The organism is Pseudomonas sp. FG36 (assembly GCF_057809275.1).
The window spans coordinates 1-14,375 of sequence record NZ_JBMDJQ010000035.1; the positions used below are offsets into that span (position 1 = coordinate 1).

The 14,375-nt window shown below is 63.3% G+C and carries 14 protein-coding genes; 9 read left to right on the forward strand and 5 right to left on the reverse strand.

Going from position 1 to position 14,375, the window contains the following annotated elements; translation table 11 throughout:
* The first annotated feature begins 130 nt into the window (after positions 1–130).
* Positions 131–364, forward strand: a complete 234-nt coding sequence (locus ACODS9_RS21680) for a DUF1161 domain-containing protein (protein ID WP_046853596.1) — start codon at positions 131–133, stop codon at positions 362–364.
* Positions 365–403: 39 nt separating this feature from the next.
* Here ACODS9_RS21680 and ACODS9_RS21685 read toward each other — a convergent pair whose 3' ends face one another.
* Positions 404–817, reverse strand: a complete 414-nt coding sequence (locus ACODS9_RS21685; RefSeq protein WP_023628733.1) for a PA0061/PA0062 family lipoprotein — start codon at positions 815–817, stop codon at positions 404–406.
* A gap of 55 nt (positions 818–872) precedes the next feature.
* Positions 873–1,286 (reverse strand): PA0061/PA0062 family lipoprotein, encoded by a 414-nt coding sequence (locus ACODS9_RS21690; RefSeq protein ID WP_046853597.1) that lies wholly within the window; start codon positions 1,284–1,286, stop codon positions 873–875.
* Between the two features lie 88 nt (positions 1,287–1,374).
* Here ACODS9_RS21690 and ACODS9_RS21695 point away from each other — a divergent pair, with 88 nt between their 5' ends.
* On the forward strand, positions 1,375–2,493 hold the full coding sequence (locus tag ACODS9_RS21695; RefSeq protein WP_489094728.1) for an aminopeptidase: 1,119 nt from the start codon (positions 1,375–1,377) through the stop codon (positions 2,491–2,493).
* Between the two features lie 7 nt (positions 2,494–2,500).
* Here ACODS9_RS21695 and ACODS9_RS21700 read toward each other — a convergent pair whose 3' ends face one another.
* Together ACODS9_RS21700 and ACODS9_RS21705 are read right to left on the reverse strand one after the other, a co-directional pair.
* The gene (locus tag ACODS9_RS21700) at positions 2,501–3,148 is read right to left on the reverse strand and encodes an HAD family hydrolase (RefSeq protein WP_094011055.1); all 648 of its coding nucleotides are present in this window, start codon (positions 3,146–3,148) and stop codon (positions 2,501–2,503) included.
* 20 nt (positions 3,149–3,168) lie between these two features.
* Complete coding sequence (locus tag ACODS9_RS21705; protein WP_476261152.1) at positions 3,169–3,717, reverse strand: gamma carbonic anhydrase family protein; 549 nt, start codon at positions 3,715–3,717, stop codon at positions 3,169–3,171.
* A gap of 66 nt (positions 3,718–3,783) precedes the next feature.
* On the opposite strand from ACODS9_RS21705, the gene prlC reads away from it, so the two are divergent.
* The 6 genes from prlC to ACODS9_RS21735 all read left to right on the forward strand — a co-directional run bounded on the left by prlC (position 3,784) and on the right by ACODS9_RS21735 (position 12,124).
* A complete protein-coding gene (prlC, locus tag ACODS9_RS21710) occupies positions 3,784–5,871 on the forward strand; it encodes an oligopeptidase A (RefSeq protein ID WP_401108134.1) in 2,088 nt (695 codons plus the stop codon).
* Positions 5,868–6,149: a YheV family putative zinc ribbon protein gene (locus ACODS9_RS21715; RefSeq protein ID WP_046853600.1), complete on the forward strand. Its 282-nt coding sequence runs from the start codon at positions 5,868–5,870 to the stop codon at positions 6,147–6,149. The genes prlC and ACODS9_RS21715 overlap by 4 nt, the downstream gene beginning before the upstream one ends.
* Positions 6,150–6,262: 113 nt before the next feature.
* On the forward strand, positions 6,263–8,257 hold the full coding sequence (locus ACODS9_RS21720; protein WP_401108137.1) for a M3 family metallopeptidase: 1,995 nt from the start codon (positions 6,263–6,265) through the stop codon (positions 8,255–8,257).
* Positions 8,258–8,320: 63 nt separating this feature from the next.
* Positions 8,321–9,376, forward strand: coding sequence for a PA0069 family radical SAM protein (locus ACODS9_RS21725; protein WP_046853602.1), 1,056 nt, complete (start codon positions 8,321–8,323; stop codon positions 9,374–9,376).
* Between the two features lie 304 nt (positions 9,377–9,680).
* Positions 9,681–10,400 carry a carbonic anhydrase gene (locus ACODS9_RS21730; RefSeq protein WP_401108143.1) on the forward strand — a complete coding sequence of 240 codons (720 nt, stop codon included), beginning with the start codon at positions 9,681–9,683 and terminating at the stop codon, positions 10,398–10,400.
* Between the two features lie 188 nt (positions 10,401–10,588).
* Positions 10,589–12,124: a SulP family inorganic anion transporter gene (locus ACODS9_RS21735; RefSeq protein ID WP_489094729.1), complete on the forward strand. Its 1,536-nt coding sequence runs from the start codon at positions 10,589–10,591 to the stop codon at positions 12,122–12,124.
* Positions 12,125–12,220: 96 nt separating this feature from the next.
* On the opposite strand, the gene ACODS9_RS21740 is transcribed toward ACODS9_RS21735, so the two are convergent.
* Positions 12,221–12,862, reverse strand: coding sequence for a hypothetical protein (locus ACODS9_RS21740; protein WP_489094730.1), 642 nt, complete (start codon positions 12,860–12,862; stop codon positions 12,221–12,223).
* A gap of 381 nt (positions 12,863–13,243) precedes the next feature.
* Here ACODS9_RS21740 and coxB point away from each other — a divergent pair, with 381 nt between their 5' ends.
* Positions 13,244–14,371 (forward strand): cytochrome c oxidase subunit II, encoded by a 1,128-nt coding sequence (gene coxB / locus ACODS9_RS21745; RefSeq protein ID WP_023628964.1) that lies wholly within the window; start codon positions 13,244–13,246, stop codon positions 14,369–14,371.
* The last annotated feature ends 4 nt before the right edge of the window (positions 14,372–14,375 follow it).

A 14,375-nucleotide genomic window follows, 5' to 3' on the forward strand; every position in this document is an offset into this window, starting at 1 on the left:
CGGCTGTTTTCGCCTTGCCTGACCTTCGTCTCAAGACTTTTCATACAGACCCTAGGCGGCGCAACGGCGGCGGTTTCCTGTAGTCTAACCAGCGTTGGCAGCTCGTCTGCCCTGCCTCAGGAGCCGTTCCATGATCCGCGTAGCATTTGGTGTGCTGGCTTCCCTGCTGGCCACCGCCGCACTGGCCGCGCCCAAACCGTGCGAGGAACTGAAGGCCGAGATCGAAGCGAAGATCCAGGCGAACAAGGTTTCCTCCTACACGCTGGAGATCGTGCCCAATGCCGAGGTCAGTGACCCCAACATGATCGTTGGCAGCTGCGATGGCGGCACGAAGAAGATCATCTACCAGAAGAATGATCGGTAAGGCTCGACAGTCGGGGCTGCACAGCAGCCCCACCATCGATCAAGGAATGCAGGTGACGTTGCTCGGTTCGTTCACCACCACCTTGCGGCTGGCGTCGTACAACAACACCTGCGGCTGCATCGCCGGAGCCCGGGCCTCCAGGCGGTAACGCTCGCCCGCCTTGAAATCGTTGTAGCGCACGGTCAGGTAGCAGGTCCGCTCGGTCGGGTCGGTACTGAAGCCACCGGCGTAGATCTCGTAGTCGAAGCGCACCACCAGTTCATGCCGGCCCGGCGTCACCTGAAAGTAGCGGCCATCGTCCAGGCGCTTGCCGTCCAGGCGGTCGGCCATGAGGGTGCGACCGGGGGTGATGGTGTACATGTCGATCCAGGCCTTGCCGGGGTCGGCGGGGGGCAAGGGGCTGGCGCAAGCCCCCAAAGCACTGAGGGCCATCAGCATCATGGGCTGGCGCATGGTGAAACTCCCGCTCGCGGTTCACAGGCTACAAGCATAGCGCCGTTCGCGGTGTTCAGGTGCGCTGGCAGCCTGCCGGTTCGCCCTGGCCGATCAGCTTCTGGCGCTGGTCGTAGAGTTTGATCCACGGCCGGAAGCCGATGCTGCCGGCTTGCATCTGGTAGCGCTGGCCGGCAGTGAAGTCCTTGAAGGTGAGGTTGAGCTGGCAGTCGCGCCACAGCGGCTCCTCCACCGGGCCGATGTTGCTGGGCGTCACGGCGAACTGGTAGCGCACGGTCAGTTCATGGTTGCCGGGTTGTACCTCGAAATAGCGGCTGTCGGCCCAGTCGCGCTCATCCACTTGCAGGGCGTGCAGCGAATCGTTGTCACCCGGTGCCAGGTCAACCCAGGCCTGATTCGGGTCCGGGTCGGGCAGGGTGGAACACCCGGTCAACAGCACGAGCGTGCCGACGGCAAACAGTGTACGCATGGCAAAGCTTCCCCTTGGCGAGATAGTCTTGGTCGCATTCGGCCGACGAGCGAGATAGACAGCCTCGATGTTTGGACTTTTTCTTTTCATGCGCTGCAGCCGTCGGGCTCTCGACCGCGTTTTCACCCGGTTTGTTCCCGTGACGCTGGCTGTCCTGCTGAGCGGTTGCTCCAGCGTGGGCTATTACGGTCAGCTGGCCGAGGGGCAATGGCAGCTGTTGCGGGCACGCCAGCCGCTGGATCGGGTGATTGCAGATCCTGCCACCAGCCCGGCCTTGCGTCAGCGCCTGCTGTTCGCCGAAAAAGCCCGGGCCTTCGCCAGCGCGCAACTGAAGTTGCCGGACAACGGCAGTTATCGGGTGTATGCCGATCTCGGCCGGCCATACGTGGTGTGGAACGTGTTCGCCACCCCGGAGCTGTCATTGCAGCCGGTAACCCATTGTTTCCCCATCGCCGGTTGCGTGGCCTATCGCGGCTACTACCGCCAGGGTGCCGCCCGCGGAGCGGCAGCGCTGATGCGCCAGGAGGGTCTGGATGTCTATGTCGGGGGAGTGGAGGCCTACTCCACCCTGGGCTGGTTCGACGACCCGATTCTTTCGACCATGACCGGCTGGGGCGAGGAGCGCCTGGCCACGGTGATTTTCCATGAGTTGGCGCATCAACGCTTTTACGTACAGGACGATACCGAGTTCAACGAATCGTTCGCGTCGTTTGTCGAGCAGGAAGGCACCCGGCAATGGCGCGCGGCGCGCGGGTTGGCGGCGGTCGAGGAGCATGGCGCCGGGCAACGCGACGCCTTCATACGCCTGGTGCTCGCCAGCCGCGAGCGCCTGCAGGCGATCTATGCCGGGACGCTGGATGCGGCGGGCAAGCGGGCGGCCAAGCAGGCGGAGTTCGAACGGTTGCGGCGCGAATACCGAGAGGTGCGGGATCGGGATTGGGCGGGGGATCGGCGTTTCGATGCCTGGATGTACGGGCCGATGAACAATGCGAAGTTGTTGCCGTTTGGCCTGTATGACCAGTGGGTGCCGGCTTTTTCGCAGTTGTTCAAAGAGGCTGGTGGGGATTGGCTGCGGTTTTATGAGCGGGTGGAGGCGCTTGGGAGGTTGCCGATCGAGCAGCGCAAATTGGCGTTGGCAGCGCTGGCCTCATCGCGGGGCAAGCCCGCTGCCACGACAGCGCGTGGGGGCGGGCCTGATCCGCGATAAAGCGGGATCAGCGCACGAATGCCTGGTGCAACTCGGCCAGCGTCTCGAAGTGGAACGCCGGCGCCTCGGCCTCGAGTTCTTCCCGGCTACCGAACCCATACCCCACCGCGACGGCCTGCAAACCGTTGCTGCGCGCACCGATCAGGTCATGCTTGCGATCCCCGATCATCAAGGTCTGCGTCGGATCCAGCCCCTCCTCGTCCAGCAGGTGGCGAATCAGCTCGACCTTGTTGGTCCGCGTGCCATCGAGCTCGCTGCCGTAGATCACCTTGAAGTGATGGTCGAAGGCGAAATGCCGGGCAATTTCGCGGGCGAACTCCCAGGGTTTGGAAGTGGCGATGTACAGGGTGCGGCCCTGGCCATTGAGCGCTTGCAGCAACTCGGGCACGCCGTCGAACACCAGGTTTTCGTACAGCCCGGTTACCTTGAAGCGCTCACGGTAGAAGTTCACCGCGTCCCAGGCCTTGGCCTCGTCGAAGGCATAGAACTGCATGAACGCCTGTAGCAAGGGCGGGCCGATGAAGTGCTCGAGGCGGGTAAGGTCCGGCTCGTCGATGCCCAGCTTGGCCAGGGCGTACTGGATCGAGCGGGTGATGCCCAGGCGCGGGTCGGTCAGGGTGCCGTCGAGGTCGAAGAGGATGTTCTGCTGGTGCATGGTGTTCTCTGCAGTCGAATTCATTCCGGGCGGTCGTAGCCTTCGGCCAGGTGCTGGTCCTTGAGCTTGACGTAGTTGCCGGCGCTGTAGGGGAAGAACGCGTGTTCCTGCTCGCTCAGCAGGCGCACCTGCTTCACCGGGCTGCCCATGTACAGGTAGCCGCTGACCAGGCGCTTGCCGGGTGGCACTAGGCTGCCGGCGCCGATGATCACTTCGTCCTCGACGATGGCGCCATCCATGATGGTGCTGCCCATGCCGACCAGGATGCGATTGCCCAGGGTACAGCCATGCAGCATGACTTTGTGACCGATGGTCACCTCGTCGCCTATGATCAGTGGGTAGCCATCGGGGTTGAACGGCCCGGCGTGGGTGATGTGCAGCACGCTGCCGTCCTGCACGCTGGTACGCGCGCCGATTCGGATGCGGTGCATGTCGCCACGCACCACGGTCAACGGCCAGATCGAGCTGTCCTCGCCGATCTCGACGTCGCCGATGACCACCGCCGAACGGTCGACGAAGGCCCGTGGTCCCACTTTCGGCGTGTGTTCCCGAAACGCGCGGATGGCCATGATAGTGTTCCTCTGCAATGCCGATAGGCAGGCTGCCTGCTGCGGTCGGCGTCGATTGTAATTAAGATGGTCCCGTGTTTCTCCTGCCAAGGTACCCGAACCGTGAGTGCGAACAACCCGCTGCTGCAGTCCCATGATCTGCCGCCCTTCTCGGCGATCCGCGCCGAGCATGTGCTGCCGGCGATCGAGCAGATCCTCGCCGACAACCGCAAGGCCATCGCCGAGATCCTCGAAAAGCAGGGCAAGAACCCGACCTGGGCCGGCCTGGTGCTGGCGATGGACGAACTCAACGACCGCCTGGGCGCCGCCTGGAGCCCGGTCAGCCACCTCAACGCGGTGTGCAACAGCCAGGAACTGCGCGAGGCCTACGAGTCGTGCCTGCCGGCCCTGAGCGCCTATTCCACCGAACTGGGCCAGAACCGTGCCCTGTTCGAAGCTTATGAAGCCCTGGCCGACAGCCCTGAAGCCGCAAGCTTCGACGTGGCGCAGAAGACCATCATCGATCACGCCCTGCGCGATTTCCGCCTGTCGGGCATCGACTTGCCGGCCGACAAGCAGCAGCGCTATGCCGAGGTGCAGAGCAAGCTCAGCGAACTGGGCAGCCGCTTCTCCAACCAACTGCTCGACGCCACCCAGGCCTGGACCAAGCACGTCACCGACGAAGCCGCCCTGGCCGGCCTGACCGACTCGGCCAAGGCGCAGATGGCCGCCGCAGCGCAGGCCAAGGGCCTGGACGGCTGGCTGATCACTCTGGAGTTCCCCAGCTACTACGCAGTGATGACCTACGCCAGCGACCGCGCCCTGCGCGAAGAGCTGTATGCCGCCTACTGCACCCGTGCCTCCGACCAGGGCCCGAATGCCGGCCAGTTCGACAACGGCCCGGTGATGGAAGAGATCCTCGACCTGCGCCAGGAACTGGCCGGGCTGCTGGGTTACAAGAACTTCGCCGAGCTGAGTCTGGCCACCAAGATGGCCGAGTCCAGCGACCAGGTGCTGAGTTTCCTGCGCGACCTGGCCAAGCGTTCCAAGCCATTCGCCGCCCAGGACCTGGAGCAGCTCAAGGCCTATGCCGCCGAGCAAGGCACCCCCGAGCTGGCCAGCTGGGACGCCGGGTACTTCGGCGAGAAGCTGCGCGAGCAGCGCTACAGCGTGTCCCAGGAAGCGCTGCGCGCCTACTTCCCGATCGACAAGGTGCTGTCCGGCCTGTTCGTCATCGTGCAGCGCCTGTACGGCATCGAGATCAACGAACTCAAGGGCTTCGACAGCTGGCACCCGGACGTGCGCCTGTTCGAGATCAAGGAAAACGGCCAGCACGTCGGCCGTTTCTTCTTCGACCTCTATGCCCGCGCCAACAAACGTGGCGGTGCCTGGATGGATGGCGCCCGCGACCATCGCCGCACCGCCAATGGCAGCTTGCAGAGCCCGGTGGCCAACCTGGTGTGCAACTTCACCCCGGCCACGCCCGGCAAACCCGCGCTGCTTACCCACGACGAAGTCACCACCCTGTTCCACGAGTTCGGTCACGGCCTGCACCATCTGCTGACCCGTATCGAGCATGCCGGCGTGTCCGGCATCAACGGCGTGGCCTGGGATGCGGTGGAGCTGCCGAGCCAGTTCATGGAGAACTGGTGCTGGGAGCCCGAGGGCCTGGCGCTGATCTCCGGCCACTACGAGACCGGTGAGGCATTGCCCCAGGACCTGCTGGACAAGATGCTCGCGGCGAAGAACTTCCAGTCCGGCATGATGATGGTGCGCCAGCTGGAGTTCTCGTTGTTCGACTTCGAGCTGCACGCCACCCACGGCGACGGCCGCAGCGTGCTGCAGGTGCTCGAGGGCGTGCGTGACGAGGTCTCGGTGATGCGTCCGCCGGCCTACAACCGCTTCCCCAACAGCTTCGCGCACATCTTCGCCGGCGGTTATGCGGCGGGTTACTACAGCTACAAGTGGGCCGAAGTGCTGTCGGCCGACGCCTTCTCGCGCTTTGAGGAAGAAGGTGTGCTCAACGCCGAGACCGGCCGCGCCTTCCGCGAAGCCATCCTGGCCCGTGGCGGTTCCCGCGAGCCGATGGTGCTGTTCGTCGACTTCCGTGGCCGCGAGCCTTCCATCGATGCATTGTTGCGCCACAGCGGCCTCATCGAGGACGCGGCGGCATGAGTGAGGTAGCCGTGAGCAAGAGCAAGCGACGCTTCATCGCCGGGGCGGTATGCCCGGCGTGCAGCGAGATGGACAAGCTGATGATGTGGAACGAGGACGGCGTGCCGCACCGTGAGTGCGTGGCCTGTGGGTTCACTGACACCCTGAACGAACAAGGCCTGTCGGTACCCAGCGAGCTCGGCACCCGGGTCAATCACCTGGCGCCGAAAGCGCCGCCGGCCAAGGTGCAGACCGTGCAGTTCTTTCCCAATCCGAAGCTGAAGAAACCTTCGGAATAACGAGCGTTTGGGCGCCCTCGGGGCTCTCGTTGGGCACAGGGTAGATATTGCTGCCTGTCCCGCTTGGGTGGGTCACTAAGGTGTAGGTCCCCTGACCCACACCGAGGTGCATGATGACCCACCCACTCGTTTTTCTTCCTGGCGGGCTGCTTGATTACGCTTCGTTGCGGCCCGAGCAACTAGAACCGGCCATTCATCAGATCCACGATGCCAATCTGGGGGCGCTTGAACGGATCGTTGCCGATCAGGCGCAGGCCCCCACCTGGAGCGACCTGGTTCTGGCCGTCGAGCAGTTGGACCAGCGCCTGGAGGACATTGCACATTCACTGGTACCCATGGCTTATGAGGGTGGGGACTGGGCCGATGCCGTGCGTGCCTGCCATGATTTGCTCGGTGCCTGGAAGCGACGCAAACACGAATGGCCAGGTTTGTTGCAAGCCTATCAACGCATCGACAGGGCAACACTCGACACTGAACAAGGTGTGGTGCTGTCGAAAATTCTCAGGGATTTTCGCCTGGGCGGCTATCAACTGGGCGTCGCTGAGCGGGCGCAATTGCGCACCACAGAGGCTGCCATTGCAGGTCTGGAACGTAAGTTCATGGGCAATCTCAGAGGTGCTCGCAGCGCTGGGGCGCGCTTGCTCACCGATGAGTCGCAGTTGGGTGGTGTTGGCGGGGCGCTACTGCAGCGCTTTCGTGCCAACGCCCTTGAGCAGGGGCTCGACGGCTGGCTGATAGATCTGGGTGAGGCGACAGTCGAAGCGATACTCGAGTCGGCCGATGATCGTGCGCTGCGTGCCTGGGTTTATCGAGCCTCCCGGTCGCTGGCGACGGACCCTGACCACGATAATGCCCAGGTAATGCAAGCGCTGTTGCGTTTGCGACACGAGCGGGCCCAGCTGCTGGGCTTGGCCAACGCTGCCGAGGTCGGGCTCGAGCTGAAAGCTGCTCGTACCACAAGCGAGGTCGAAACATTCATCGAGGGTCTGATCGAAGAAAATCGTCCCAGGCTGCAGGCCGACCTCGAGGAACTGCAGGAGCGGGCTGGCCAATTGGGTATGGGGGCGCTTGAGCCTTGGGATATCGCTTATTTGACCAGGCAACTCAGGGACGATGCTGTCGCCGGGCTGCAACTGCGTGATCGCTTCCCACTCGATACAGCCCTGACCGCTTTGCGCGAGCTGCACGAGCGACTGTTCGATATCCGCATGGTGCCGCATGCCGTCGCGGTCTGGCACGCAGATGTACAAGTGCTGGAGGTACGCGAACAGGGCAGTGTCCTGGGGTACATCTACCTCGACCTTTACGCGCGTCCTGGCAAATTGTCCTGGCCTTACTGCTACCCAATGCGTCAGCGCCATGTCGATGCAGACGGTGCGCTGACATTGCCAACCACACTGCTGTCCTGCTCCTTCGCTCTTGGCCCCGATGGGTCTACTTCGCGCCTTGGTCACAGCGATTTGTGCAAGCTCCATCATGAGTTCGGCCATGCGCTACACCAGATTCTCGTGACCCATCGTCATCGTCGCCTCAATCGCACCCTGCCGGCGATGCTCGGCCCGGACAGCTGCGAGTTCGTTGGCATCCTGTTCGAGCAATGGTGCTGGTCCGCACCTGCTCTGCAAGGCGTCACTGCCCTCATGGCGAATACTGCCCCGGTTCCCCTGGAAGCCTTGCGGCGCTGGCTGGCGAGCCGGCGGCGGCTGCGGGGTGTGGCCGAGGCCGAGAAGTTGCGGCGTGCCTGGTTCGACTTCGTTGCGCACCGTGATGGGGATGCACGTCTCGACCTGCAAGACCTGGCCCGCCAGGCCAGCCATCTGGTAGGGCTTCCTGCGGCATTCGCGCAGGAGCGCTTCGCCGAGTCATTCGATTACCTGGTGACGGGCTATGAGGCCGGGTACTACAGCTACAAATGGGCCCAGGCGCATGCCATCGATGCGTTCACCCGTTTCGAGGCGCAAGGTGTCGATCAGCGGGAGGTCGCGCGGATCATGCGGCGGGAGCTCATGACCAAGATTGCTTTGCGCGGGCTTTCCGCATCATTCAACGCGTTCGTCGGCAGGGGGCTTTCCCTGGCGGCCTACCGCGACTGGCATCAGCCTGCCTGACGGTACTGGTTATCGATGACGACTCATTGTACTGTACAAAAATACAGTAAATGGGTTGTCGTCATGTCTACTTCTCCCATCCGCGGCCGCGGCACCGCCAGCAACCCGCACAACCGTTTCGCCCCGAGTCGTGCGGTGGCCGAGGATGACGGGTGGTACCAGGAGGTGCCGATAACCCAGGGCACCGAGGTACGGATCGAGGTGGCGAAGACCATCATCGCGCGCAACACCTCACCCGACCTGCCTTTCGACCGTTCGATCAACCCCTATCGTGGTTGCGAGCATGGCTGCATCTACTGTTACGCCCGTCCCAGCCACGCCTACTGGGACCTCTCCCCCGGCCTGGACTTCGAAACCAAGCTGATCGCCAAGACCAACGCCGCCGAGGTGCTCGAGCAGCAACTGAGCAAGCCCGGCTATGTCTGCGCGCCGATCAACCTGGGGTCCAACACCGACCCTTATCAGCCCATCGAGCGCGAACAACAGCTGACCCGGCGCCTGCTCGAAGTTCTGCTGCGCTACCGCCACCCAGTGACCATCGTCACCAAGGGCTCGCTGGTGCTGCGCGACCTGGACCTGCTGAGCGAGCTGGCCAGCCAGCGCCTGGCGCGGGTGATGATCAGCCTCACCACCCTGGACGATGAGCTCAAGCGCACCCTCGAGCCACGTGCGGCCGCTCCAAAGGCGCGCCTGCGCGCTATTCGCGTGCTGCGTGAGGCCGGTGTTCCGGTGGGCGTGCTGTGCTCGCCGATGATCCCGATGATCAATGACAGCGAACTGGAGCACCTGCTGGAGGCGGCGAAGGAGGCCGGCGCGCAGAGCGCGGCGTACATGATGCTGCGCTTGCCGCTGGAGGTGGCACCGTTGTTCGAGCAGTGGTTGCACGATCACTACCCACAGCGGGCCACGCATGTGCTGAGCCTCATTCGTCAGAGCCGGGGCGGTGAACTGTACGACAGCCGCTTCGGTGCGCGGATGCGCGGTGAAGGGGTATTCGCTGACTTGCTGGCGCAGCGCTTTCGCAAGGCGGCCAGGCGGCTGGGGTTCGAAGGACGGGAGGAGTTGGCGCTTGATTGCAGCGCCTTCTGTCCTCCCGGTGCACAGATGGCGCTGTTCTAGCCAGCGGCTCGTTCAATCGGGAAGTCGAGCTCTATAAGTACAACTAAAGCAACCCAACAATTTCACTCATGAAGCTTGGCATCTGATGCTTTTTTGCTATTATCCAGTTCTCCCCTCGCCTATCCAGAACGCCCGTTCTAGAGCCTGCGCAATTAAGTTTCAGTTAAGTTTCCTACGCTAGCGTGAGTCATGAGTCAGCGGTGACTGTGATTATTTACCCGTGCGCGTCATCTAAATCCCCGCGTCACCCTGATCTTTCCCCGGTAACATGGAATTCACTTTCAAACCGTCCAGAGGATGAATCATGCCCGTCAAGGACCCATCCAAGGTTGTCCCGGCCGCACCCGCCGAAAGCGCCGATGCCGCCCTCAAGCATATCGTCGACGGCTTCCTGCGGTTCCACACCGAAGTCTTCCCCGAACAGCAAGAGCTGTTCAAGAAACTGGCCACCGCGCAGAAGCCGCGGGCCATGTTCATCACCTGCGCCGATTCGCGCATCGTCCCTGAGCTGATCACCCAAAGTTCGCCGGGCGACCTGTTCGTCACCCGTAACGTCGGTAACGTAGTACCGCCGTATGGGCAGATGAACGGCGGTGTGTCGAGCGCCATCGAGTACGCGGTGCTGGCCTTGGGCGTGCACCACATCATCGTCTGCGGTCACTCCGACTGCGGCGCCATGCGTGCGGTGCTCAACCCGCAATCGCTGACCAAGATGCCGACCGTCTCCGCCTGGCTGCGCCATGCCGAAGTGGCGCGGACCGTGATCGAAGACAACTGCTCCTGCGGCAGCGAGCACGAAAGCATGCAGCTGCTGACCAAGGAAAACGTCATCGCCCAGCTGCACCACCTGCGCACCCATCCTTCGGTCGCGTCGCGCCTGGCGGCCGGCCAGTTGCACATCCATGGCTGGATCTACGACATCGAAACCAGCCAGATCGAAGCCTACGATGCCGCCAGCGACCGCTTCCTGCCGCTGACCGCAGGCGAATCGATCCCTTCTGCCACACCGAGAGGCCGCTACTAAGCGACCCCAACACGCTGAACAAGCCTTGATTGCCGGCTGCACCCGATGGGTGCGGCGCGGCCTTCGCCTGCCTTGAATCTTCCTGAATGCCGTGCCGGCAGACCCGCTGGCGGCCCACGCCTGCGCGTCGTTCAGGCTTCCCCGTGCTAGCGGCCAGCGGAATGGCCGTGAATCTAGAAAGGAGCTACATGGTGAACATGACACAGATAAAGGCGGCCCTGCCGCGTGAGTTGCTGGCTTCGGTGGTGGTCTTCCTGGTGGCCCTGCCCTTGTGCATGGGCATCGCCATCGCCTCGGGCATGCCGCCCGCAAAAGGGCTGATCACCGGGATCATCGGTGGCATCGTCGTGGGTTTCCTCGCCGGCTCACCGTTGCAGGTCAGCGGCCCGGCGGCGGGCCTGGCGGTGCTGGTGTTCGAGCTGGTGCGCCAGCATGGCGTGGCCATGCTCGGGCCTATCCTGCTGCTCGCCGGCCTGCTGCAACTGCTGGCTGGGCGCTTGCGCCTGGGCTGCTGGTTCCGGGTCACCGCGCCGGCGGTGGTGTACGGCATGCTTGCCGGGATCGGCGTGCTGATCGTGCTGTCCCAAGTGCACGTGATGTTCGATACAGCGCCCCAGCCATCGGGCGTGGACAACCTGCTGGGCTTCCCGGCGACGCTGGCCTCGGCCCTGCCGCTGGAAAGCGCAGGCGCCGGTTGGCAGGCCGGTGCGTTGGGCCTGGGCACCATTGCCATCATGTGGGGTTGGGAGCGTTTACGTCCGCAACGCCTGCGCTTCATTCCCGGTGCCTTGCTCGGTGTGGCGGCAATGACCGCTGTCAGCTTGTGGCTGGCACTGCCGGTCAACCGCGTGCAGGTACCTGCGGATCTGTCCGAGGCCATTGACTGGCTGCGCCCGGACGACCTGCTCAAGCTGGCCGACCCGACCCTGCTGGTGGCGGCCTTCGCCCTGGCCTTCATCGCCAGCGCCGAGACCTTGTTGTCTGCGGCGGCAGTCGATCGCATGCACAGTGGCCAGCGCTCGGATTTCGACCGAGAGCTGTCGGCGCAGGGTATCGGCAACATGCTCTGCGGCGTGCTCGGCGCATTGCCGATGACCGGTGTGATCGTGCGCAGTTCGGCCAATGTCCAGGCCGGTGCGCAGACCCGCGCCTCGGCGATCCTGCATGGCCTGTGGTTGTTGGCGTTCGTCGTGGCGCTGAGCAGTGTGCTGCAGCAGATCCCGGTGGCCAGCCTGGCCGGGGTGCTGGTCTATACCGGCGTGAAACTGGTGGACTTCAAGGCATTCCGTGGTCTTGGCCGCTACGGGCGGATGCCGATGTTCACCTATGCGGCGACGGCCCTGGCGATCATCTTTACCGACTTGCTGACCGGCGTGCTGCTGGGCTTTGCCCTGACCCTGCTGAAACTGGCGTTGAAGGCGGCGCGGTTGAAGATCAACCTGGTGGCATTGGGTACGCCGGGACACATGGAACTGCGCTTGAGCGGCGCGGCCACCTTCCTCAAGGTGCCGGCGCTGACCCAGGTGCTCGATAGCGTGCCGGAGGGAACCACGCTGCACGTGCCGCTCGGCAACCTGAGCTATATCGACCATTCCTGCCTGGAACTGCTGGAGGACTGGGGCCGCAGCGGCGCGGCCAAGGGCTCGCGGCTGGTGCTGGAGCAGCGGCGCCTGAAGCGGCGGGTCGAGGGACGGTTGCGGACTACGGCGGGGGTTGGAGCTTAGGGTAAGTCTGTAGCGGCCTATCGTGGGGCAAGCCCACTCCCATGATCGAGTTCGTGGGAGCGGGCTTGCCCCGTGATAGGGTCGGATCAGGACAACTCAGGCCGACTGGCTCAACTCCACGCCCAGCTGGCGCGACAGGCACGGCCAGCGTTTCCAGGCCTCTCCGGTTTCCGGGTTCGACAGCTTGTCGCGATAGCGCTCCACTGACTCCATGGCGAAGCTCTCGTCATCGAGCATCTCGTCCACCGAGTGATGCACCACTTCATCCAGCTGGTTGGCGAAGGTCTCGCCGATCAGCTGGTGGGCGATCAGGTTGGCGACCGTGGTATCCACCGGAATCAGCGGTTGCTGGAAATGGCGGATATACAGGTCGTTGACCTCCTCGACCAGGCGATGCGCCAGGTAGGCCTCGTCCAACAGGCAATCCAGCCCGACCTGCCCCGCCATCACGCTCGGCGGCTGCAGGAAATAGGCCTCGGCAATCTTCAGCACCGGCTTGATCTGCGATTCGATGCCGGCCTCGAGGGCCACGGTGTGCGCGGCTTCGAGCAGTTCTGGAACCTCGTTGATATAGGCGCCGACGAAGCGGGCCAAAGTACCCTGGGCGTCCTGCTGGGGTAGGTGGATCGAAGGGTGCAGGTGTGGCAGTTGCTTCTCGAGACGGTTTTTCAGTTGGCCTGTGCGGCTCTCATGTTGATGGGCGTTTTCGATCTGCTCGCGTACAGCAGCGATGTTCATGACAACTCCAGGGACAAGGCGTTACAAACGGAAGACACTAAGTTAGCTTGCTTAAGAGAATCGCTAAGACGCATTTGTTATATCTCTTAGGCGCGTGTAGGAAATTGGCTATATCAATGTGCCATTATTGTGTCCCGGCCCAGTATCCATGCGCCTTTCAGCGCAAACGTTTGGTTGCGTGAAGATCATTTCGATCCCTGCGTTGCGCCCCATTCGTCGGTGTCTATACTCCGCTTGAAACGTGATTCGTTGATGAGGCCCGACTGCCTTAAGCAGGGGGCTCGGTCGTCGAAGCCAGGCAGTCTTGGCCACCGTTCCCCCCTTTGTCGTAGCAGGTCGTCCACGCCTCCGGGACTACAAGAACGATAAGGGGAACCCGCAATGATGCGACATCCACATGTCTGGATGGGCCTGTTGCTGTGGTCATTGTTTGGTCAGGCACAGGCAGCATGGACGGTGAACATGGCGCCCGGGGCGACGGAAGTCTCCCACGCGGTGTTCGACCTGCACATGACTATCTTCTGGATCTGCGTGATCATCGGCATCGTGGTGTTCGGCGCGATGTTCTGGTCGATGGTCGTCCACCGCCGCTCCACCGGGCAGCAGGCCGCGCACTTCCATGAGCACACCTGGGTCGAGATCCTCTGGACCGTCGTGCCCTTCCTGATCCTCGTGGCCATGGCCATCCCGGCCACCAAGACCCTGATCGACATCTACGACGCCAGCGACTCGGACATCGACATCCAGGTCACCGGTTACCAGTGGAAGTGGCACTACAAGTACCTGGGCCAGGACGTCGAGTTCTTCAGCAACCTGGCCACCCCCGCCGAGCAGATCCACAACAATTCACCGAAGGACGAGCACTACCTGCTCGAAGTCGACCAGCCGCTGGTGCTGCCGGTGGGCGCCAAGGTGCGCTTCCTGGTGACCGCCGCCGACGTCATCCATTCCTGGTGGGTGCCGGCCTTCGCGGTCAAGCGTGATGCCATCCCCGGCTTCGTCAACGAGGCCTGGACCCGGGTCGAGAAGCCCGGGATCTACCGTGGCCAGTGCACCGAACTGTGCGGCAAGGACCACGGCTTCATGCCGGTGGTGGTCGAGGTGAAATCCAAGGCCGACTACGACACCTGGCTCGGCGAGCGCAAGGCCGAGGCGGCCAAGCTCAAGGAGCTGACCAGCAAGGAATGGACCCTCGAAGAGCTGGTGGCACGTGGCGACAAGGTCTACCACACCACCTGCGTGGCCTGTCACCAGGCCGAAGGCCAGGGGTTGCCGCCGATGTTCCCTGCCCTCAAGGGCTCGAAGATCGCCACCGGGCCCAAGGAAGCGCACCTGGGCATCGTCTTCCACGGCAAGCCGGGCACCGCCATGGCGGCGTTCGGCAAGCAGCTTTCGGAAGTCGATATCGCCGCGGTGGTCACCTACGAGCGCAACGCCTGGGGCAACAACAAGGGCGACATGGTCACGCCGAAGGACGTGCTGGCGCTCAAGCAGGCCGAAGCGCAATGAGCCG